At 43.1% G+C, this 20,528-nt stretch carries 19 protein-coding genes; 7 read left to right on the top strand and 12 right to left on the bottom strand.

The genetic code is table 11. The annotated features are described in order from the left end of the window. Window positions 1–23 precede the first annotated feature (23 nt). The 4 genes from hflX (at window position 24) to H1R16_RS07655 (ending at window position 3,462) form a co-directional block, all read left to right on the top strand. Window positions 24–1,241 (top strand): GTPase HflX, encoded by a 1,218-nt coding sequence (gene hflX, locus H1R16_RS07670; RefSeq protein ID WP_181887160.1) that lies wholly within the window; start codon window positions 24–26, stop codon window positions 1,239–1,241. Window positions 1,242–1,261: 20 nt separating this feature from the next. Then, entirely contained in the window at window positions 1,262–1,972 is a 711-nt protein-coding gene (locus H1R16_RS07665; protein ID WP_181887161.1) for a DNA alkylation repair protein, read from the top strand. Then, a complete protein-coding gene (locus H1R16_RS07660) occupies window positions 1,972–2,322 on the top strand; it encodes a DUF6122 family protein (protein ID WP_181887162.1) in 351 nt (116 codons plus the stop codon). The genes H1R16_RS07665 and H1R16_RS07660 overlap by 1 nt, the downstream gene beginning before the upstream one ends. Before the next feature lie 63 nt (window positions 2,323–2,385). Then, window positions 2,386–3,462, top strand: a complete 1,077-nt coding sequence (locus tag H1R16_RS07655) for a calcium:proton antiporter (RefSeq protein WP_181887163.1) — start codon at window positions 2,386–2,388, stop codon at window positions 3,460–3,462. Window positions 3,463–3,536: 74 nt separating this feature from the next. Here the strand turns inward: H1R16_RS07655 and H1R16_RS07650 are convergent, their stop codons facing one another. After that, on the bottom strand, window positions 3,537–3,917 hold the full coding sequence (locus H1R16_RS07650; protein ID WP_181887164.1) for a group III truncated hemoglobin: 381 nt from the start codon (window positions 3,915–3,917) through the stop codon (window positions 3,537–3,539). A 206-nt stretch (window positions 3,918–4,123) separates the two neighbouring features. Between H1R16_RS07650 and H1R16_RS07645 the strand changes: the two genes are divergently transcribed. Further along, the gene (locus tag H1R16_RS07645) at window positions 4,124–4,615 is read left to right on the top strand and encodes a YkgJ family cysteine cluster protein (RefSeq protein ID WP_181887378.1); all 492 of its coding nucleotides are present in this window, start codon (window positions 4,124–4,126) and stop codon (window positions 4,613–4,615) included. Between the two features lie 86 nt (window positions 4,616–4,701). Here H1R16_RS07645 and H1R16_RS07640 read toward each other — a convergent pair whose 3' ends face one another. From H1R16_RS07640 to H1R16_RS07620, 6 genes are all read right to left on the bottom strand, one after another. Further along, complete coding sequence (locus H1R16_RS07640) at window positions 4,702–6,072, bottom strand: tetratricopeptide repeat protein (protein ID WP_181887165.1); 1,371 nt, start codon at window positions 6,070–6,072, stop codon at window positions 4,702–4,704. 83 nt (window positions 6,073–6,155) lie between these two features. Then, on the bottom strand, window positions 6,156–7,538 hold the full coding sequence (gene glmM / locus H1R16_RS07635) for a phosphoglucosamine mutase (RefSeq protein WP_181887166.1): 1,383 nt from the start codon (window positions 7,536–7,538) through the stop codon (window positions 6,156–6,158). 126 nt (window positions 7,539–7,664) lie between these two features. Further along, window positions 7,665–7,817 (bottom strand): FeoB-associated Cys-rich membrane protein, encoded by a 153-nt coding sequence (locus H1R16_RS12410; RefSeq protein WP_375139298.1) that lies wholly within the window; start codon window positions 7,815–7,817, stop codon window positions 7,665–7,667. A 4-nt stretch (window positions 7,818–7,821) separates the two neighbouring features. After that, the gene (gene feoB, locus H1R16_RS07630; RefSeq protein WP_181887167.1) at window positions 7,822–9,858 is read right to left on the bottom strand and encodes a ferrous iron transport protein B; all 2,037 of its coding nucleotides are present in this window, start codon (window positions 9,856–9,858) and stop codon (window positions 7,822–7,824) included. A gap of 1 nt (window position 9,859) precedes the next feature. Next, on the bottom strand, window positions 9,860–10,117 hold the full coding sequence (locus tag H1R16_RS07625; protein WP_181887168.1) for a FeoA family protein: 258 nt from the start codon (window positions 10,115–10,117) through the stop codon (window positions 9,860–9,862). A gap of 134 nt (window positions 10,118–10,251) precedes the next feature. Then, a complete protein-coding gene (locus tag H1R16_RS07620; protein WP_181887169.1) occupies window positions 10,252–11,136 on the bottom strand; it encodes a GLPGLI family protein in 885 nt (294 codons plus the stop codon). Window positions 11,137–11,245: 109 nt separating this feature from the next. Here H1R16_RS07620 and H1R16_RS07615 point away from each other — a divergent pair, with 109 nt between their 5' ends. Further along, window positions 11,246–11,743 (top strand): DinB family protein, encoded by a 498-nt coding sequence (locus H1R16_RS07615; protein ID WP_181887170.1) that lies wholly within the window; start codon window positions 11,246–11,248, stop codon window positions 11,741–11,743. Between the two features lie 30 nt (window positions 11,744–11,773). On the opposite strand, the gene H1R16_RS07610 is transcribed toward H1R16_RS07615, so the two are convergent. Both H1R16_RS07610 and H1R16_RS07605 read right to left on the bottom strand, forming a co-directional pair. Continuing rightward, window positions 11,774–12,646 carry a GLPGLI family protein gene (locus tag H1R16_RS07610; protein WP_181887171.1) on the bottom strand — a complete coding sequence of 291 codons (873 nt, stop codon included), beginning with the start codon at window positions 12,644–12,646 and terminating at the stop codon, window positions 11,774–11,776. 8 nt (window positions 12,647–12,654) lie between these two features. Further along, window positions 12,655–15,366: a carboxypeptidase regulatory-like domain-containing protein gene (locus H1R16_RS07605; protein WP_181887172.1), complete on the bottom strand. Its 2,712-nt coding sequence runs from the start codon at window positions 15,364–15,366 to the stop codon at window positions 12,655–12,657. Window positions 15,367–15,515: 149 nt separating this feature from the next. Between H1R16_RS07605 and H1R16_RS07600 the strand changes: the two genes are divergently transcribed. Continuing rightward, window positions 15,516–16,406: a cupin-like domain-containing protein gene (locus H1R16_RS07600; RefSeq protein ID WP_181887173.1), complete on the top strand. Its 891-nt coding sequence runs from the start codon at window positions 15,516–15,518 to the stop codon at window positions 16,404–16,406. Here H1R16_RS07600 and H1R16_RS07595 read toward each other — a convergent pair. The 3 genes from H1R16_RS07595 to lepA form a co-directional block, all read right to left on the bottom strand. Next, window positions 16,403–16,690, bottom strand: coding sequence for a hypothetical protein (locus H1R16_RS07595; RefSeq protein ID WP_181887174.1), 288 nt, complete (start codon window positions 16,688–16,690; stop codon window positions 16,403–16,405). The genes H1R16_RS07600 and H1R16_RS07595 overlap by 4 nt on opposite strands. A 26-nt stretch (window positions 16,691–16,716) precedes the next feature. Next, the gene (locus H1R16_RS07590; RefSeq protein WP_181887175.1) at window positions 16,717–18,411 is read right to left on the bottom strand and encodes a M14 family metallopeptidase; all 1,695 of its coding nucleotides are present in this window, start codon (window positions 18,409–18,411) and stop codon (window positions 16,717–16,719) included. A 170-nt stretch (window positions 18,412–18,581) separates the two neighbouring features. After that, window positions 18,582–20,378, bottom strand: coding sequence for a translation elongation factor 4 (gene lepA / locus H1R16_RS07585; RefSeq protein ID WP_181887176.1), 1,797 nt, complete (start codon window positions 20,376–20,378; stop codon window positions 18,582–18,584). Window positions 20,379–20,528 lie beyond the last annotated feature (150 nt).

The following is a 20,528-nucleotide window of genomic DNA, read 5'->3' as shown; positions in this document are numbered from 1 at the left end:
ACTACATTAATAAACTAAACTATATGCTGGATAATAAAGAACATTTATATGAAAACGCTGTGCTGGTGGGTGTGATAACTCAACAGCAGGAAGAGGACAAACTTATTGAATATATGGATGAGCTTGAATTTCTGGCTCATACTGCAGGAGCCACCGTTGTGAAACGTTTTACTCAAAAACTTACCCAGCCCGACTCCAAAACTTTCATCGGAAGCGGTAAGGCTCAGGAAGTAAGAGAATATGTGAAGGAAAACGGAATCGGAACCGTAATTTTTGATGACGAACTTTCACCTTCGCAACTCAAGAATCTTGAAAGGGAAATTGAAGTAAAGATTTTAGACCGCACCAACCTGATTCTGGACATTTTTGCGCAGCGCGCTCAAACTTCGTATGCAAGAACTCAGGTTGAACTGGCGCAATATCAATATCTTCTTCCGAGACTGACCCGGATGTGGACTCACCTGGAAAGACAGAAAGGGGGAATTGGGATGCGCGGGCCCGGTGAAACGGAAATCGAGACCGACCGACGAATCATCAGAGACCGCATCTCGCTTCTGAAGGAAAAACTGAAGACCATAGACAGACAGATGTCTACACAGCGTAACAACCGTGGAAAGGTAGTGCGTACAGCACTTGTGGGATACACCAATGTAGGAAAATCTACCCTGATGAACGCCCTGTCCAAATCTGATGTCTTTGCAGAAAATAAACTCTTCGCTACCTTAGACACCACGGTACGTAAAGTGGTCATTGGAAATTTACCTTTCCTCCTTACGGACACGGTGGGTTTTATCCGTAAATTGCCCACTCAGCTTGTAGAGAGTTTCAAATCTACCCTGGATGAGGTTAGGGAAGCAGATTTACTTATACATGTGGTTGATATTTCTCACGAAAGTTTTGAGGACCACATAGCATCAGTTAATCAGATTCTAATGGAGATAAACGCCCATCAAAAGCCAATGATCATGGTTTTCAACAAGATTGATGATTTCAGCTACGAACAAAAACACGAGGACGACCTGACTCCCGAATCACGAAAAAACATCTCACTTGGGGAATGGGAAAAAACATGGATGTCCAAGTCCAAATATCCAACCGTATTTATCTCGGCACTTACGAAAGAAAATTTTGAGGAGATGAAGAAGATGATTTATGATGAAGTGCTGAAGATCCATATCTCACGTTTCCCTTACAATGATTTTCTTTTTGAATATTTTGAGGACGAAGAAGAATCTAAATAATTTACCATACAGTTTATCGCGTGAATGTTGCAGATGAAATAAAACTTGCATTGGCAGATCTGGCCATTCCTGAGAAAGCGGCGTTTTTTCCGCGGTTCTTTAAATCAGGAAAAGGAGAGTATGCAGAAGGAGATCAGTTCATAGGCGTAACCGTGCCGGACCAGCGAAAGATCGTGAAAGAATACTGGAAGAAGATACCCCTGGAAGAGCTGTCGGAACTTTTAAGATCGGAAATCCATGAGCACCGGCATTCGGCTTTGCTTATACTCATGACTAAATTTGAAAAGGCGTCAGAGAGTAAAGAGGAAATTATAAAATTCTATCTGGCGCATAAAGCATACATCAACAACTGGGATCTGGTAGATAATTCGTGCTATAAAATTTTAGGACGGCACTGTTTCGATGCTAACGACAACAATGTACTGGAAACTCTTTCAAACGAGGAAAATCTGTGGAGCAAGCGAATGGCAATAGTTTCCACAATGTATCATGTTAAGCGTGGGGAATTTGAGGTTATGAAGAAGCTGGTGCTGAAAAACCTGAATCATCCGCATGATTTAATGCATAAGGCTAACGGCTGGCTGCTGCGGGAAATGGGAAACATCAGCGAAGAGGAGCTTCAGCAGTTCCTGAAAGCACACTACAGGGATATGCCGCGAACCACCTTACGCTATGCCATCGAAAAACTGGATGAGGATACGAGGCAGGACTTTCTAAAAGGAAAAATATAATGGAAGATCTATATTGGCTTCGCAGTTCTGTCCACTACCTGCTTCATTTTGTTTTCCCATTTTTTCTGGCCATCGCTTTTTTTAGGTCTTTCTGGCGGAAGGCCTATTTAATTATGATTGTCACCATGCTGGTAGATCTGGATCACCTCCTGGCAAATCCAGTATTTGATCCGGACCGCAGCAGCGTCGGTTTCCACTTGCTTCACGCTTATCCTATGGTCGCAATTTATTTTTTAGGCGTAATTTTTCTTAGAAACAGCTACCGGGCAGTTGCTGTCGGTCTATTGTTTCATATGTTCACGGATTTCCAGGATTATCATTTTTGGAAATTACTCCCCGGTTTTGATTAGTTTTATCTAAAACATTTTGATATAAAATAGATTTTTTGTATAATTGTGAAAATACCTATTTTTATGAAATTTAGAAATTTACTTCACTGGACAGTCATTTTTCCAATTGTTTCATCATTATTCTACCTCTTAGGCTTTCTTAACGATACCATTTTTGCGAATATCATGGGAGGCATACTTCTTTTCGGAACCGTAATGGCTGCTGTACATCATGCCGAGGTAGTAGCCCACCGTGTTGGCGAACCATACGGTACCATCATCCTGGCAATATGTATAACCATACTAGAAGTAGGACTTATTGTTTCATTTATGCTTTCCGGAAGCGAAGGTGCTATGACTTATGCCAGAGATACGGTGTTTGCGGCTGTCATGCTTATCCTCAACGGTATTTTAGGAATCTGTATAGTAGCCGGTAGTATGAAATATAAAGAGCAGTTCTTTATGCGGAGTTCTGCAACCACCTATCTGGTCAGCCTCGTGGCAATACTTGTACTTACGCTGATCCTGCCCAACTACACTTCAAGTGTCCGCGGGCCATTCTATACAGAAACACAACTTGTATTCATCTCATTGGCGTGCTTAGTAATTTACGGCTCCTTCCTGATGTTCCAAACCGTACGTCACCGTAACTATTTTATCGTAGCGGAGGCCGACAAGACCGTACATGAGGCAGATCCCCCATCTAACCTGAAAACGGTTGCAAGTCTTGTACTTCTGGTCATTTGTCTTGCAGTCGTGATATTCATGGCCAAAGGTCTTTCGCCGGTCATTGAGCATTTTGTAGAAACGATGGGTGCACCAAGAGCGCTGGTAGGGGTAATTATCGCATCAGTGGTATTGCTCCCGGAAGGACTGGCAGCCATCCGTGCGGCCCGGAACAACCAGATCCAGACTTCTATCAACTTAGGCTTAGGTTCCGCACTTGCCAGTGTTGGACTAACGATCCCCGCGATATCGGTAGTCTGTATCATATATGACATTCCATTCGTGCTCGGACTGGACATGAAATCCATCATCATGCTGGCGCTTTCGGTATTCACCGTAATGCTGTCGCTAAGCCGCGGTAAAACCAATCACCTTTATGGCGCAGTACTGTTGGTGAATCTGGCCGCGTACATCTTCTATGTGATAGTACCTTAATACACCTAATTAATAAACAGGAAGAGGCGGATCAGTGACCCGCCTCTTTTTTTATACCCAAGAATTTAACAGCATTACAGTTTCCTGGCCATCTCCATTTTATGCGCCATCAGGTTAGCTATATTGCTGGCTTTGTAAATGGCAAGATCAGCCATTTCACCGCTGAAGTTCTCCTCCACAGTTTCAGTCCATAATTTTATCCAGTGGGCAAAGTGTTCCTTTTCCATGGCCACTTTTTCATTTATTGGAAAATGCATGGCCATTGGGTTTCCTTTATAGGAAATCTGCCCGAAGAGGAGGGTTTCCCAGAATGCATACATCTTGGGCAAATGGTGATCCCAGTCTACTCTGGCGACATCACTGAAAAAGAATCCTATTGTTTCGTCACGGCTCACTTTATCGTAAAACTTATTGACAAGCAATTCAATATCTTCCCGGCTTTCTAACTTTTTCATACTGCAAAATTAAGGCTTTTATAACAGTTAAGGTATGACTGTAATCAGTACTGTATTTTGGGCGGACAATTCGCGCTATCCGCTATTACTCCTCGGTCGGCGGCTCCGCTTCGCTACGCCGCCTCCCTGTGGGGTAGCCGCTGCTATCGCGGCCGCGGTTTCCCCACGAATCAGGTTCTGTAAAATATATGGCGTATTTTTGCCCAATGGATCTTGAATTCTATAAAAATCAGGCTACTTTAAAACAAAAGGAACACCGGAAAACACTGGAGGCACTGAAAAAGAAGCCGCCCAAAAACCTCGACTATCTGGCGCAGGAAGTCCATGATGAAGTTTTTAGGAAGGTGGACTGTCTTCAGTGCGCCAACTGCTGCAAAACTACCGGCCCTCTCTTCACCGATAAGGATACCGACCGTATCGCAAAGCATCTGCGCATGAAAACCGCAGATTTTGAATCACGGTATCTGCGAACGGACGAAGACGGCGACAAAGTCCTGCAAAACCTTCCCTGCTGGTTTTTAAATGACGACAATACCTGCTCGATTTATGAAGTGCGGCCTAAAGCCTGCCGCGAGTTCCCCCACACGGACCGGAAAAAAATCTACCAGATCAATCACCTCACTATTCAGAACACCCTCATCTGCCCCGCCGCTTATGAATTTGTGGAAAAAATCCGCCTGCGGACCGGAGTAAAGTAAGTCAGTTACAGGACTCTGATCACCCGATTAAACAATATATAAATGAAGAGAGCAGATAAAATCTGCCCTCTTCAATATTGAAGTTCTTATTTCTTTCGAGCTTTCACCTTCTTTACCTCCTCTTCCATAAAAGGATATTTCTGCAGCATATCCTCGGCGATGGACTCATCAAGTTCAAGTGCCTTCTCCAGATCTTCTCTACCCCCCTGTTCGTTCTTCAGATGGAACCAGCAGTTGCTCCGTTGGTAATACAGCTCGGCTCTCTGGTGTTTTTGCACCGCTCTGTCAAGCAGTGAAATGGCTTCTTCATAATCGCCCAACAGCATCAGCACTTCAGAATACGCATACCAGTTATAAAAACGTCCCGGTTCCTGGGTCACCAGCTTCTTTAGGCAATCCAGGCTCTCTTCAAACCTTCCCGATTCAATATAAAGGAAAGCCATCCGTTTCTGATAGTCCAGATTATCCTCGTTCAGAGCCGTAGCTTCCTTGGCAAAGTGCAAAGCTTCTTTCATACCGCCCATCTCCTCATAAATATAGCTTTGCTCCATCATGGACTGGTAGAACTGAGGATCTTCTACCATCGATCTCTGGAAGGCAGCAAGTGCCTGCACCGGCTGTTTAAGTTCTCGGTAACACAGACCGATTTTGTAGTAAGTAAAAGCTTTCGTAAATTCAACCTCAAGCATCTCCTGGTACACCTTAATGGCCTCATCATATTTACCCAAAGCTTCCAGACAGGCGGCTTTATTTCCGTAAACATTTACTGAGCCGGAATTGATGGCAAGCAGATAGTCAAAAGCTTTAATAGCCTCCTCATAATTCTTCCGGTTAAAGAAAAACTGGCCATATTCATACCAGGCGATCTCCGAGAAAGGGAAACGGTCCAGGTACGAATTCATAAACTCTACAGCTTCATCATACTTTTTAAGCTCGTTCAGGCAAACCAGACAGTTTTCAAATGAATATTCGTCATTCGGATCAAAGGTAAGTGCGAGTTTATAATGCTTCAGTGCGCTGAAGGGATCCTGCAGGTTAATATGCTCGTCCGCTATAAAATTGTGAAGGAAGTTCTGTTCCTCCTCCAGTTTCAGCGCTTTTTCACAAAACTCAATGGCTCTTCTGGGGTTTCCCAGGTTAGAGTAATATTTTGCACAGCAAACCAGGAAATCAGTGCTTTCCATACAGGATTCGGTAAGCTCTGCAATGAGTTTACGCGCAGTACTGTAATCCTCCAGTTCCAGCAGGACTTCCAGTTGTTTTGTTTTAATTTCAATGGAATTGGGGTGCAGTTTCAGGCCAAAGTTTACAGCCTGTTCTGCATAGGAAATGTCTCCCAGTTCCAGATAGTAAATAATGATGTCTTCCAACTCTTCGGTATCGAAGTAGTATTCATCATTGTTCTCTATCATATCTTCGAACTTTCTTGCAAGTTCGTTTTCAAAAAATTCTTCCACTTATCTGTTTGTAGTCCAAACAATGTATGAAACCAGGTTCCAAACTTTGATTAAACATCTAATTAAACTTAACTCTGCTGACCTTAGATCAGCGTTTTAATCTTTACTATTATCTCATCGCCCAAACGGTCGGCTTCCTCCTGGGATTTTGCCTCCGTATAAATGCGGATAATAGGTTCTGTATTGGATTTTCTGAGGTGTACCCAATTTTCTTTGAAATCAATTTTAACACCATCTACTACGGAAACCTCTTCATTTTGATACTCTTTCTCCATTTTTGTTAAAAGTGCATCTACATCAATGTCCGGCGTGAGTTCAATTTTCTTCTTGCCCATAAAGTACGCAGGATAACCGTCACGCAGTTCAGAAACTGTTTTACCTTCTTTCGCAAGATGTGTAAGGAACAGTGCAGCTCCTACCAACGAATCTCTTCCAAAGTGCAGGTCGGGATAGATAATTCCACCATTTCCTTCACCACCGATAACCGCGTTTTTTTCCTTCATCAGGTTCACCACATTCACCTCGCCCACTGCACTTGCAAAATACTGAGAGTTGTGCGTATGTGCCACATCCCTTAATGCGCGGCTGGAGGAAAGATTGGATACCGCTACTCCATTGGTATGCTTCAGCAGATAATCTGCAACAGCCACCAGCGTATATTCTTCGCCGAACATCTCGCCTTTTTCATCGATAAGCGCCAAACGGTCTACATCAGGATCCACTACAATTCCCAAATCTGCTTTCTCCTTTATAACCAGCTCACATATGTCTGTAAGATGCTCTTTCAAAGGTTCAGGATTGTGGGGGAACTGCCCGTTCGGTTCACAGTAAAGTTTCACGACCTCACAGCCCAGTTTCTCCAACAGTGGCGGAAGTGAAATACCACCTGTAGAATTCACGGCATCCAGCACGACTTTGTACTTTTTTGCCTTAACGGCCGCCGCATCTACCATTGGTAAATCCAGAATCTTCTGAATATGGATATCAAAAGCGTCTTCGCGGGTCTCATATTTCCCCAGATCATCTACCTCAGCAAATTCAAAATCCTCTTTCTCCGCAATATTCAGTACTTCGGCACCTTCGTCCGCATTTATAAATTCGCCTTTGGCATTAAGCAACTTCAGTGCGTTCCACTGTTTTGGGTTATGCGATGCTGTAAGGATAATTCCGCCATGTGCCTGCAGTTCAGGTACCATAACCTCTACAGTAGGTGTGGTGGAAAGTCCGAGGTCCACTACATGTATACCAAGTCCCTGAAGCGTGGCTGTAACCACCGAATTAACCATGGCGCCGGAGATGCGTGCATCGCGGCCAATAATAAGAGTAAGATCTTTCCTGTTGTGGGTACGCTGTAACAGTGTTCCGAACGCAGCTGTGAATTTTACAACATCAACCGGCGTAAGATTGTCATTTACTTTCCCTCCAATGGTACCGCGGATACCTGAAATGCTTTTAATTAAGGACATTATCTGTGTTTTTATTTTCTTTGCAAAAGTATGAATTCCAACATGAATAAGATATTACAGTTATCCACATCATAAATTCACAGTGAGTTATTTATTAGGTTAAACAGCAGTTAAGATACTGATCATTTAACTGCAACCACAATCTGAATCACAGTTGTTACTTTCACTACCCTTCCGCCGCAGACTGAACTTTTTTCTGAATATCTTAAAGATATAATAAAAGGCAGCAATCAAAAGAACTGCGATAATCACGTACTGAATAAGCAATGAGGTCTCCATACTGTTATTTTAAGAGTTGATAGGCAATAAACGCTGCAATATATGCCAGTCCCGTCATGGCAACGGTCTGGATAAGCGTCCACCGCCAGCTTTTTGTTTCCCGGTACACCACAGCGATTGTGGAAATACACTGCATGGCAAAGGCATAATAAATAAGAATTGAAATTCCGGTGGCCAGGGTAAAAACAGGTTCGCCGTTAGGCCGTACGTCATTCCTCATCTTATCTATAATTTTCGTTTCTTCGGTATCATCATCCATGCTGTAAAGCATACTCATTGTCCCCACAAATACTTCACGGGCTGCAAAACTTGTAATGATGGATACGCCCATTTTCCAGTCGTAACCCAAAGGCTCGAACACAGGTTCAATGGTCTGACCAATTTTCGCAAGGTAGGAATGGTCCAGGTGAACATCAGTGGCCACCATTTCGTTTTCATTTTGTGCCGGTCCCGCGTAACTGAATACCCATAAGATCATACTGACTGCAAGTATTATTTTGCCGGCACCCGTTATAAAATCCCAGACTTTGCCAAGCATGAGCTTGAAATCATAGCCAAATAAAGGCACTTTATAAAGTGGTAAATCCATCACCAGAAAAGTTTTACTCTTTTGCTTTATCACTTTTTTAAGCACAATTGCAGACAACAGGGCAGCTACAAAGCCTAAGAGATACATAGCCAGTAAAGCAATAGCCCTGTAGTCAATACCCAGGAAGTTTCCTTCCGGGATTACGAGTGCAATAATGATACTGTATACAGGGAGCCTGGCAGCGCACGTCATAAAGGGAGTAACCAATATGGTAATAAGTCGTTCCTTTACATTTTCAATATTTCTGGTACTCATGATAGCGGGAATGGCACAGGCCACACCTGAAACCAGGGGAACAATGCTTTTACCGTTTAAGCCGAAAGGTTTCAGGAAGCGGTCCATCAGAAAAACAACCCTTGCCATATATCCTGAATCCTCCAGTAAATAAAGAAAATACAGTAGGATGCCAATCTGAGGAGCAAATATTACGATACCGCCCAAACCGGGGATGATCCCTTCTGAAAGAAGGCTGTTCAGTGGTCCTTCGGGAAGCATGGCAGCTACCGATTCGGAAAGCCAGGCAAAACCACCATCTATCCAGTTCATCGGATATTCGGCCATAAAGAATACCATCTGAAAGATAAGCAGGAGGATAGCAGTGAAAAATACGTAACCCCAAAACCTGTGTACAAGTACTGCATCCAGTTTTTCGGTCAGAAATTCCTTTAGCTGGGGTTTTTCTGCTAAAACTTTGGCTACAATCTTATCTATACTCTGATAGCGTCTTATGGTTTCCTGGGTTTGCAAACGTTTTGGAACAATGCATTTGTCATCATTCAGATTCAGTTGCTCGTGTACGGTATCCAGTTTACCCATATAGGTTCCCGAAGAAAGAAGAGTCCACACTTTATACTCATTCTTTTCGGTGGTCTGAGCGGCAATTCTCTGAACGGCTTCCCGCTGTTCCAAAGGGATCTCAAAAGAGGAAGAGGCAGCAACCGTAAAGTGATCTGCATGGATTGACTCTCTTATTACGTCAATACCCACCTGTTTCTTTGCATTGGTTTGCAAGACCTTTACTTCCAGTTCCTGAGCAAGAACATTAAAATTAATGGTAATTCCACGCCTTTCCGCTTCATCCAGCTGGTTAGCAACCATAATCAGCGGTACTCCCAAATCCTGGATCTGCCGGAAAAGAAGAAGGCCGCGTTTCACGTTCATGGCATCCAGAATATATATGACACCGGAATAATTGTGAATTTCGTCTACAAGGAATTTAGCGAAGATAGCCTCATCCTCAGAACTGGGATAAATGCTGTACGATCCTGGAAGATCAATCACTTCAATCTCTTCCTCTTTATAAATATAGTTTCCGGAATGGCTGGCTACGGTTACACCCGCGTAATTACCTGTTTTTTGCTGGCGGTTACAAAGGGCGTTAAATATTGTTGATTTTCCTACGTTGGGGTTTCCCACAAGCAGGATCTGTTTTTTCTTTCGTGCAGTATGCATCTCAGTCTTTAAGGGTTTCCACAATGATGAAGCGTGCCTCTTCCTGACGAAGGGCTATCCGGCTTTTCTCCTCTCCAAATTCAACGTAAAGCGGCCCGCTGAACGGAGCCTGATAGAGTACACGGAAAACAGTTCCGGGCAGAAGTCCCATTTCAATGATTTTTCCCGGCATCTCCAGATGTTCATTTTCGTAATCCAAAACCTTCCCAGAAATGTTTCGCGGGAAGCAGCAAAGTTTGTTGGAAAGATCGTTTTTCAAGCCTGTAAATTTAGGTGCAAATATACGTTATTTAAATTTAATCTAAATAAGGATTTGGTGTACAGCGGGGTGATTCCATTAAAAAAGCCCGGATATGAGTGCACCGGGCTTTTGGGTTAAATATTGCTACTATTTTATTTCTTCTTGCCGCCTGATGTTGGGATTTCAATTGGATTGTTGTTTGAGCCATAAAAATCCTTGGCAAACTTTTCCTGGTCTTTAACAAATTCTCCAATAGTTTTATCGGAGCCAGGCATCTTACGGCCCATCATTTCCGGAGTCATGTATGGACGCATCTCTGCCATTGGATCTGCCTTGAAGTTCTCCAGCGATTTTTCAAATTTATCCCGGGCTACAATCACTACATTCTGACTCAAGCCGTACTTGGAGTTGAGTTTTTCAGCATAGGAAAGTTCTTCCCAGTTCTGGACTTTCTTATTGCCTTTTATTGTCCAGCTGTAATCCTTGTTTGTATCCTCAACTTTTACGATTAAGCCGGGTAGACCTGCAAATTTATACGGTCCGTCCGGAAAAGGAAGTTCTGTTGTAAACCATGCAGTCCATTTCCTTCCGCCCAGTTCTGTAGTGGCCTTCTGGGTATTATACTCTCCTATTTTTTCTTTTTCAGAAAGTATAGTCCATGTTGGTTTTGCTGTTTCTTCATATCCGAATCTCTTCATACTGATCTGGTCGGAATAGGTAACCTTCATATCAGGATAAGATTTCTGGATCTTATGGGTAAATTTCGGCATGCGGATCGATTTCGTGATATCCTTCCACGCACCGCTTTTCTCCATAGTTTCTACTTCCAGTTTTATAAGTGAATCCTGCGCAGGCACCGTAAAATCCTGGTAAATGGATTTATCTGCCACAATATCAAGAGTGGTCATTACCTTTTCCGTACGTGTGGAGTCCTTTTTAGGTTTAAAAGTAAGTTCATAAAAAAACCGGTTTGCAGTCTGTTGGGCGTTTAAGGCAAAAAACGCAGTTACCAACACTAATGTGAAAATTCTCTTCATATCTCAATATTTCTTTATTAGTGTAACCCTATAACAAAAATGTTACAAGGAACATTCAGAATAACTGTGAATCATTTCTGATATATGATTAACTTTAAACAAAAAATCCATGGACACCTTACCCAACCTAAGAACAGAACTGCAGCAGGAGTACGAGACCACCAGAAAATTTCTTGAGCTGTATCCCGAAGGGAAAAACGATTATGCTCCGCATGAAAAAAGCATGAAGATGATGCCGCTGGCTACCCATCTTGCTGAAATCTTCGGCTGGCCACATTTTATGATGACTACGGAGAATCTGGACTTTGCTTCAGGAGAGTACGAGCCAACAATACTTACAGACAGAGACGGATTGCTGCAAATGTTTGAAGATGGCTACGCTAAGAGCATCGAAAAACTGAGTAATATGGACGAAAAAGATCTGAACGGCAGATGGAGCATGAGTATGGGAGAACAAATTCTTGCCAGGTTCAGTAAGTACGAAGCTATACGCCATGCCCTAAACCAAATCACCCACCACCGCGCCCAGCTTGGTGTATATTACCGCCTGCTGGAAATTCCGCTTCCTGGCAGTTACGGCCCCAGCGCTGATAATGAAAACTTTTAACATTGAAAAAAGCCCTCATCAGGGCTTTTTCTATGGTTGAAGTTCAATTCTGTTATTATTGGCCGCCAGATTATCGCGTGCGGTTTTCTCCATCAACTTAAGGATATCCTTAGAGTCCGAATATTCCGTACCGTTTACATTAATCTTCACCGTAGAATTGGGGCGGTTAAGGAGTTCCCGCATTCCCTGCACCGGATCATTTTCGTATTGCTTAAGAAGTTTAACATATTGAGCACGCGTTACATCAATAGGTTTCCTTCCAATGAGCGGAATATCCTTTCCTTTGGTATCCAGCGTTTCCTGATTCACTGCAGCCATCTTCTTCACTCCCTTCAGTTCCATTCGGTGGCTGCCGGTACCGTCGTGAACGGCTACAATAAGTCCCGGCAAACCGTGGAATTTATAGGGTCCTTCCTGAATTGGAATGTCCGTTGTAAACCAGGCAGTCCAGCTCCGGCCGGCAAACTGACCTGTTGCTTTCTGAGCATTAAACTCACCCACCTGTTTTTTTTCGGAACTGATTTTCCAGTTTATAGTGCGGTCCTCAGTTACTTTATACCGTTCATTTCCGATCTCAGTAATCAGCAGGGATTGGTAGGAAGGATAACTTTTTTCCACTTTATACGTAATTGAACTTGCGTAGTTCTGCCGTGACATGGATATATTCCTCGTTCCTGAAGCCAACTGTTTCTTCAGGCTTTCGTTTATGATGGAATCCGCTTCAAATGCAGTCTTACTGTAGTACACCGAACCCTTATCAGCTACGTCCAGATACATCCATTCTGTTTTCAGGCTGTCTGTCTTTGTAGAGTCTGCGCGGAAAGAGTATTCGTAGATAAACCGGTTGACCTGAGCGAAGGTCATTACCGATGCAAAAACCAGAATAAGGGCTAATTTTCTCATTATTTTTATTACTTGAAATTAAACTTCACAGCAACCATAAACTGACTGGGACGAATTCTGATGCGTTCGAATGAATACGTAAAGGCATCATCAAACACACGTTCAAAAACTTTCTTATTTGCGATATTGAGCCATTTCAATTCGAAATCCACCTTTTTTGCCGCCCATGCATACTGATAGGTCAGGTCATAGAATCCATTTTTGAAATTTTGGTCGCCACTGGAGTAATTGAGCTGGTCCCAGTTCAGGGTTACCGAATGGTTTTCCACCGGATATACAGTAAGCCCCAGGTTATGGTTGAAGCTGCCTGTCTCTGAATCTCCAAATGTACTGCTGTTTTTACCCCATCCTGTTGTGAAATTATAATCCAGCGTCATCCACGAAAAATAAGCATTATTAAGCTTAAAGGTAAGGTTCTGAGTGGAATTCTTATTCTCAAAGATCTCGCCTCCACGGGCATTGTCTGAGGTGGTAGTTGAGTTGCGGAATGAAAGGGACAGGTTTGATTTAAACTTTGGAAAGTATTTCCCTATCTCGGCACTTTGGGAGTTGCTTACAATTTGGTTATCCTGCTCTATATAACTTATGATTCCGAAACCAATTCCCCGGTCAATATCAGCAATAAGATTACGGTCAGTTTGTGAAAGACTGTAATTTACGTTGAAGAAAAGATTATTCAGCGGATTTCGGTACTCAATACGCGAACCAGCACGCTTGGATTCAGTTTCGGACAAAGGGTTATCCGGATTCATTGCTGAAAAGGAAGTTGGACGCGACATTAAAATTCCACCATACAGATCGTTGATTGTAGCAAAATTATAATTCCAGTTACCGCTTAAAGCAGCTTTCCAGAAAGACGCAAAAGAGTACTGCACAAATCCGGAAGGTTCAAATGTAATCTTGTCAAAGTCTTTATTAACGGAACGTCCAGCATCCTCAGCCGTGATCATATTATAGTTAACAGGCAATTGGATTCCAACGGTCCAGGCCTCCGACTTATAATTTACTCCAAGTCCCACGTAAGGCACAGCCTCCCTAAAACGGAGATCATTGGAGAAATCCTCCCGGCGCTGATTATAAGGTGCATTGGCAAATTCAAGAATTTCCGAATTGAGACTGTTGCCTGTATAATTAAATCCAATTTCCGGTGTGAAAGTCCAGAACTTTTTAGTGAAACCCATCGTCGCTGAATGATTGGCTTCAAAAGTTTTCATTCCGAAATCCTGGCTTACCTCAGGCAAATCAGCGAAGATATTGTTGAACACCGGCACGCTCCCGGGGCCCGTAACTAACTCAGGATAAAATACATAGTTGCCCGGTGTTACGCGCAGTAGCTGGTTGTCATCCTGATAGCTGATGTAGGACATCACATTCAGCATTTTTGATTTCAGAGGTATAATAGTACTGAGTGAATTCTGAAAAGAGCCTGTAGGTGAACTTAATGTCTGACGTGAGTTTTTATTAAGCAGATCGTCCTCCGAGTTTTTCAGGTTAATGGATGCTCTGTCTTCATTCCAGAACTGGTTAAAACTGGTTACATTCTTAAAGAAGCCTTCCTTTGCGTTTTTTGTAAAAATAATTTCTCCTTTAGCTTTGTTGGTATACAGATTATTGTCCCTTATGTTAAATTCGGTGAAATTTTCCTTTTTGAAAAAGGTTTCCTCGTAGGACTCCCTTTCCACTGCATTGTTTACATAACTGGCGTTAGCTTTGAGCTCCCATTCCTTGTTCTTGAAAGGAGAAGTCAGCAGATTGGCACTAAGGAAATGGATATTATTCATCAAATATCTCTTCTCCGGTAAGTTAGGAACAGCGGCACGTTCCACGCTCAGCCAGCTGTTCTGCGAGGCATTACTGCGCCGGCCTTCCCAACGGTTACCCATGGCGAACATATTTCCTTCATTTTCTACAGTTTCACCTGTATTATTTGTCTTGTAATTTACCACCCACTGGTTTTTCTGGCCAAAGAACATGGGCGTAAGTTTCACATTCCAGATTGCGGGGTCAGAGATTCCTACGCCCACTTCACCACGGCCGGTCATCGTAACCTGCTTTTTAAGTTTGATATTAATAGCTGCCTGATCAGAAGGAACCTTGTCCTGCAGGATCTTTACGGGTTGGTGGTTTTCCAGTACTTCAACTTTCTGTACTGCATCCTTTGGCAGCGCATTATTCACAACGCCGTAACCACCCTCCATCAGGTCTTTACCGTTCACATAAAACTTGGACAGCGGCTGGCCCTGATAAAGGATTGAGCCGTCTTTATTCACTTCTATACCCGGCATCCTTTTCAGAACATCGGCCAGGGTCCGGTCATTTTTACTGTCAAAAGACTGGATGTCATAGGAAATTGTATCACCCCGTTTGGTAATCAACCGCGTTTTCAGCTGAATCTCCTTTATTTCTGTGGCCTCAGTATCGAGCGTAAAATCCAGATTTTGGCTGGTATTCTGTACACTTCGGGTAACAGGCTTATGATTAAAAGCCTTAATCTTCAGGTCTACATCCGACTCTGCTGAAGTAAATGTTACTTTATATTCACCTTTACTGTTGGTAATGGCATATGCGATAATGGCATCTTTTCCTTTTTCCTCCACCGTTACGCTGGCACTTGGCACGAACTCACCGTCCGAGTTCTTAATTTTGCCGGAAATGGTTTTCTGTGCAAAAGTGATTACGGAACAGCAAAATAGCAGGAAAATGAGGAATTTTGTTTTCATAAATTAGCTTTGAAATATTAGTAAACCATTTTGCTGAGTTGTTACACAGTTGCTTCGAGCGTGATGGGAATGTCGCAACGGGCTTAATGCATAAATGTAAATAGTCCGCCAAATTAATTAATAAATTAGCCATCAAATTAAAAAAGAAGATGGGCATTATATACAAGCCGATTGATGTAGTGGAAGACATCAGTAAAGAAGAGTTTTATACAAAGTACCTGAAGCCCAGAAAACCTGTTGTTATCCGAAACATGGCCCGGAACTGGCCGGCTTACCAAAAATGGACTTTTGATTACCTGAAGGATTCCATAGGCGATGTGGAAGTGCCGCTGCATGATTCCTCCAAGGCCGATCCGGCCGCACCGATTAACGCCCACGCTGCAAAAATGAAATTTGGCGATTATCTGGATTTAATAAAAGACACTCCAACAGACCTGCGCATATTCCTTTTCAATCCTATAAAATCATCTCCGAAACTACAGCAGGACTATATACCGCCTAAAGATTTGATGGGAGGTTTCCTGGACAAATACCCCAATATGTTCTTTGGCGGCAAAGGTTCGGTAACCTTTCTTCATTACGATATAGATCTCGCGCACATTTTCCACACGCATTTTAATGGCCGCAAACATATACTTCTCTTTGAGAATAAATGGAAAAGACGGCTTTATAAAATGCCGTTTGCAACCTATGCCATGGAGGATTTTGACATTTCGAACCCTGATTTGGACCAATTTCCTGCGCTTAACGGTATTGAAGGGATAGAATGTTTTCTGGAGCACGGTGACACCCTCTTTATGCCCACTGGCTACTGGCACTGGATGAAGTATCTGGACGGCAGTTTTTCCATCTCACTGCGTGCCTGGGATAAATCTTTGGCAGTGAAAGCCCGTTCAATTCTTAACTTAACGGTTCAGCGGAACTTCGATAATCTGATGAAAAAGCTTTTTCGCCAAAAATATATGGACTGGAAGGAGAAACGCGCCATCAATAATGCAGAATATGCACTGAAAAAAAACCGTCCGAAGAGATCTCTTTAAATTCCGGCGAGTGTGGCCACAATCATGATGATCAGGCTAATGAGATTGATTATCAGGGGAGCTAAAAAACCAGACTTTCCCGAGCTATCCGTCCGGAAATACAGAAATCCGCAGCTGACCACCTGTGCTGGCACAGCCAAAACTACGGGAATGGTCAGAAGTTCTAATATGGCGCGAAGTACTTTACCTGCACTTTCACCGGGTGTGTACAAATCCGCGGACAATAGAATGATTGACGATATATAAAACAAACAGAAAAGACTCAGTACTATTTTCAGTTTCATTAACCTAAAGTTAGCACTTATATTAGTTACGGAAGACGGAAAATTGGATACCGGTTAACCGTATCTTCGTAGTAAGGTGACTTCCTGTAAATCCAGTCAAGCTGCGCCTTCTCATCTTTCCCGAATTTGGGATTGATGACCTTCTCCATTTCAAATGCCGTTTTCAGAACGGTATCAATGTTAAGTAATTCAGCCGCAGTATCTTCGAAAACATAATCAGAAAAATATTCCTTTTGTCCCAATATGGCGTCAAAGAAGTTCCAGTTGAAGAAAGAATCGGCTGCCGACGGTTCCAGTGTCTCCAGAAGATACTTCACTCCTTCCTGCGCACCGGGTACCAGATAATCTCCTTTGCTGAGGCTGATGCTTTTAAACTCGGACTTCGTTTGGGTATCATAATGCAGGTAATGACCTTCATACGGACTTTTGACGGTCTGAAAATCTACAATCGTATACATTTCGACCATTACCGTGGAGTCACGCACTAACTCCCGCATCTCTATCCTGTTTCTTTTAAGATGTTCAATAACTGTTCTTTCCGATTTTGGCACTGCATAATACCGCGGAACGGTTACCTGAAGATCAGATGCATATTCATCAAAAAACTTAATTTTCCTGTTAAAGGGCATGGTTCTGTCGTAATACAGCCGGGGTTTTCCGGAAACTAGACTTGTCTTACGCCGGGCTTCAAAACCTTTGAAATCCAGCAGTTTGTGTTTATTCTCAGTAAGTTTCCAGCGAAGTGTATACTTTTTACCGGGCCGAAGTTCCGCGGCACTTTCCTGTATCTTCTTCTGGATTTCCGAACGGTTTCTGCCCACATATTCCAGCGAACTCAGCATATATTCATAAGTGGCCCTTACGCGGTCGGCATAAGGCTTAAGCATATGCGTTTCCGCTACGGTGCCCATTGTATTGAAAAGTGTGGTATAACCTGTGGCAAATCTCGGCGAATCCATAAATGAGGGAAATCCTTTGTCTGGAGCTTCGCCGTGAATATTGACGTAAGGCGTGGTCAGAATACCTTTTTTTTCAAGTTGCTGCAGGATGGCCGGCTGCATTTTTGTGTGAAGATAAGTTCCCAACGTCTTGCCAAGTCTTTCTTTATTGGTAGATATATAGGTGAAAAGATACTGGTAGTCTGCACCGTTACTTACATGATTGTCGATGAAGTAAATTGGTCTAAAATGATGGAAGATCTGCTGAAAGGCCTTCGCATTTTCACTGTCATTCTTAATGAAATCACGGTTCAGGTCATAATTGCGGGCATTGCCGCGGAAGCCGTACTCCTCCGGACCGTTCTGATTTACACGGCTGAACTTCCCGCGTCTCTGCATACCCGAAATATTATAGCACTGCACCGCCGCGACCTTCAAATTCTTCGAAATGATTTTGCCTGTGGCGAGGTCGCGCATCAACATCATTGTAGCGTCAATACCGTCGGGTTCTCCGGGATGAATACCGTTATTGATGAGAAGTACCGGCAGGTTTTTATTATTTGAAGGAGTAAAAAGCACTACCCGGATGGGTTCGCCATTATCATCCTGTCCGAAATTTTCGACTGAGATGGTCTCAAATGCCCTGTCTAAATCCTCGTAATAGGCCGTCATTTCCCCGTAGGTAGTGGTTTGGTTGCCATTGCCTTGTTCGTAGGGAGTTTGCAGTTGCTGGGCATTCAGAACAGTACAACCCAGAATCAGCAGTATGAAAATATTTTTCATTCAATTATGTTTAAACAAAAATAAAAAATTCCTGAAAGGATCAGGAATTTCGTTTGCTAACACTCCGCTTTTTACGAAGCTGACCCCCGCGCTCCGACTGGAACGGAGCTCTTTTTTCCTGCAAAGGAAAAAAAGCGGGAGTGGAAGGCGGAAAAAGCGCCCAGATAATATTAATCATTCAGCTTCAGTACCGCCATAAATGCGGATTGAGGAACCTCTACCCTACCGATCTGCTTCATCTTTTTCTTACCTTCTTTCTGTTTTTCAAGAAGTTTACGCTTACGGGAGATATCGCCACCATAACATTTCGCGGTAACGTCTTTTCTTAATGCCTTGATCGTTTCCCTGGCAATCACTTTGGCACCCAGCGCAGCCTGTACGGCAATATCAAACTGCTGTCTCGGGATCAGTTCGCGCAGCTTCTCACACATCCTTTTACCGATGTAATAAGCGTTACTGTCGTGAATCAGAGACGAAAGTGCATCTACCATATCACCGTTGATCAGGATATCCATTTTCACCAGCTTGGAGGCACGGAAACCGATGGGGTGATAGTCAAAGGAAGCATATCCTTTTGAAATTGATTTCAGTCTGTCGTAGAAATCGAAAACAACTTCTGCCAGAGGCATATTGAAGATAAGTTCTACACGATCGGCAGTAAGGTAGCTTTGGTTTACGATTTCGCCGCGTTTTTCTATACACAGAGTCATTACCGCACCTACAAAGTCTGACTTTGTAATGATGGAAGCCTTGATGAAGGGCTCCTCTACCCTGTCCATAGTCATTGGGTCCATCATTTCGGACGGGTTATTGATGAGAATCATCTTTTCCGGATCCTTTTTGGTATAGCCGTGGTAAGAAACGTTGGGCACCGTGGTAATAACGTCCATATTGAACTCGCGGTCCAGTCTTTCCTGTACGATTTCCATGTGCAGCATGCCCAGGAATCCGCAACGGAATCCGAAGCCAAGTGCCGCGGAGCTTTCGGGTTCGAAAACCAATGAAGCATCATTAAGTCTTAACTTTTCAAGCGAGAATCTTAGTTCCTCAAAATCCTCGGCTTCAATAGGATAGATTCCGGCAAAAACCATTGGCTTTACTTCTTCAAAACCTTCGATTGCTGCTTCCGCACCATTTTCGAAGGAGGTGATGGTATCACCAACTTTCACTTCGCGGGCATCTTTGATTCCGGAAATAATATAGCCAACGTCACCGGTCTTAATTTCGGTTTTTGGAGCCTGTTTCAGTTTAAGTGTCCCCACCTCGTCAGCCTCGTACATCTTGCCGGTAGCCATAAATTTGATGCGCTGACCTTTTTTGATGCTGCCGTTCACCACTTTAAAATAGGCTTCGATACCACGGAAAGGATTGTATACAGAGTCGAATACAAGTGCCTGAAGCGGTGCGTTCTCGTCGCCTACCGGCGCCGGAACCCTCTTCACAATTTGTTCCAGTAACTCGCGGACACCCTCACCGGTTTTTCCGGATACACGTAAAACATCCTCGTACTCACAACCGATAAGTTCCATAATCTCGTCCGTTACTTCTTCCGGATTAGCGGACGGTAAATCAATTTTATTAAGGATCGGGATAATGGTCAGGTCATTTTCAAGAGCCAGATAAAGATTGCTTATAGTCTGTGCCTGAACACTTTGCGCAGCATCTACGATAAGCAGAGCACCTTCGCAGGCAGCTATGGAGCGGGACACCTCGTATGAAAAGTCTACGTGGCCAGGAGTATCGATGAGATTCAGCACATATTTTTCACCGTTAAGTTCATAATCCATCTGGATTGCGTGGGATTTGATCGTAATTCCCCGCTCCTTTTCCAAGTCCATATCATCCAGAGTTTGGGACTGAAGTTCTCTTTGGGTTACGGTATTGGTATACTCCAGAAGCCTGTCCGCCAAAGTGGATTTACCGTGGTCTATATGGGCAATGATGCAAAAATTGCGTATGTTTTTCATTTAAAATTGTAAGTATTTGCAAAAATAGGGAATTTTGAATGATTTTTTTTCAGAAATATTATTTGTATGTCAATCGATTCCTCTACGCAATAATCATTGCACTTCTATTGTAACTCCCTGATTTTCCAGTGCCTTTTGTTTTTTTATGAT

This window comes from Marnyiella aurantia, assembly GCF_014041915.1.
GTDB lineage: Bacteria > Bacteroidota > Bacteroidia > Flavobacteriales > Weeksellaceae > Marnyiella > Marnyiella aurantia.
The sequence above is the reverse complement of the archived record's forward strand: the minus strand, read 5'-3'. Positions and strand labels throughout refer to the sequence as shown.

Excerpts from the sequence above, each read along its gene's own strand:
- hflX (WP_181887160.1), top strand. The coding sequence starts at position 24 with ATGCTGGATAATAAAGAACATTTATATGAAAACGCTGTGCTGGTGGGT.
- H1R16_RS07660 (WP_181887162.1), top strand. The coding sequence starts at position 1,972 with ATGGAAGATCTATATTGGCTTCGCAGTTCTGTCCACTACCTGCTTCAT.
- H1R16_RS07655 (WP_181887163.1), top strand. The coding sequence starts at position 2,386 with ATGAAATTTAGAAATTTACTTCACTGGACAGTCATTTTTCCAATTGTT.
- H1R16_RS07650 (WP_181887164.1), bottom strand. The coding sequence starts at position 3,917 with ATGAAAAAGTTAGAAAGCCGGGAAGATATTGAATTGCTTGTCAATAAG.
- H1R16_RS07645 (WP_181887378.1), top strand. The coding sequence starts at position 4,124 with ATGGATCTTGAATTCTATAAAAATCAGGCTACTTTAAAACAAAAGGAA.
- glmM (WP_181887166.1), bottom strand. The coding sequence starts at position 7,538 with ATGTCCTTAATTAAAAGCATTTCAGGTATCCGCGGTACCATTGGAGGG.
- H1R16_RS12410 (WP_375139298.1), bottom strand. The coding sequence starts at position 7,817 with ATGGAGACCTCATTGCTTATTCAGTACGTGATTATCGCAGTTCTTTTG.
- feoB (WP_181887167.1), bottom strand. The coding sequence starts at position 9,858 with ATGCATACTGCACGAAAGAAAAAACAGATCCTGCTTGTGGGAAACCCC.
- H1R16_RS07620 (WP_181887169.1), bottom strand. The coding sequence starts at position 11,136 with ATGAAGAGAATTTTCACATTAGTGTTGGTAACTGCGTTTTTTGCCTTA.
- H1R16_RS07615 (WP_181887170.1), top strand. The coding sequence starts at position 11,246 with ATGGACACCTTACCCAACCTAAGAACAGAACTGCAGCAGGAGTACGAG.
- H1R16_RS07610 (WP_181887171.1), bottom strand. The coding sequence starts at position 12,646 with ATGAGAAAATTAGCCCTTATTCTGGTTTTTGCATCGGTAATGACCTTC.
- H1R16_RS07605 (WP_181887172.1), bottom strand. The coding sequence starts at position 15,366 with ATGAAAACAAAATTCCTCATTTTCCTGCTATTTTGCTGTTCCGTAATC.
- H1R16_RS07600 (WP_181887173.1), top strand. The coding sequence starts at position 15,516 with ATGGGCATTATATACAAGCCGATTGATGTAGTGGAAGACATCAGTAAA.
- H1R16_RS07595 (WP_181887174.1), bottom strand. The coding sequence starts at position 16,690 with ATGAAACTGAAAATAGTACTGAGTCTTTTCTGTTTGTTTTATATATCG.
- H1R16_RS07590 (WP_181887175.1), bottom strand. The coding sequence starts at position 18,411 with ATGAAAAATATTTTCATACTGCTGATTCTGGGTTGTACTGTTCTGAAT.
- lepA (WP_181887176.1), bottom strand. The coding sequence starts at position 20,378 with ATGAAAAACATACGCAATTTTTGCATCATTGCCCATATAGACCACGGT.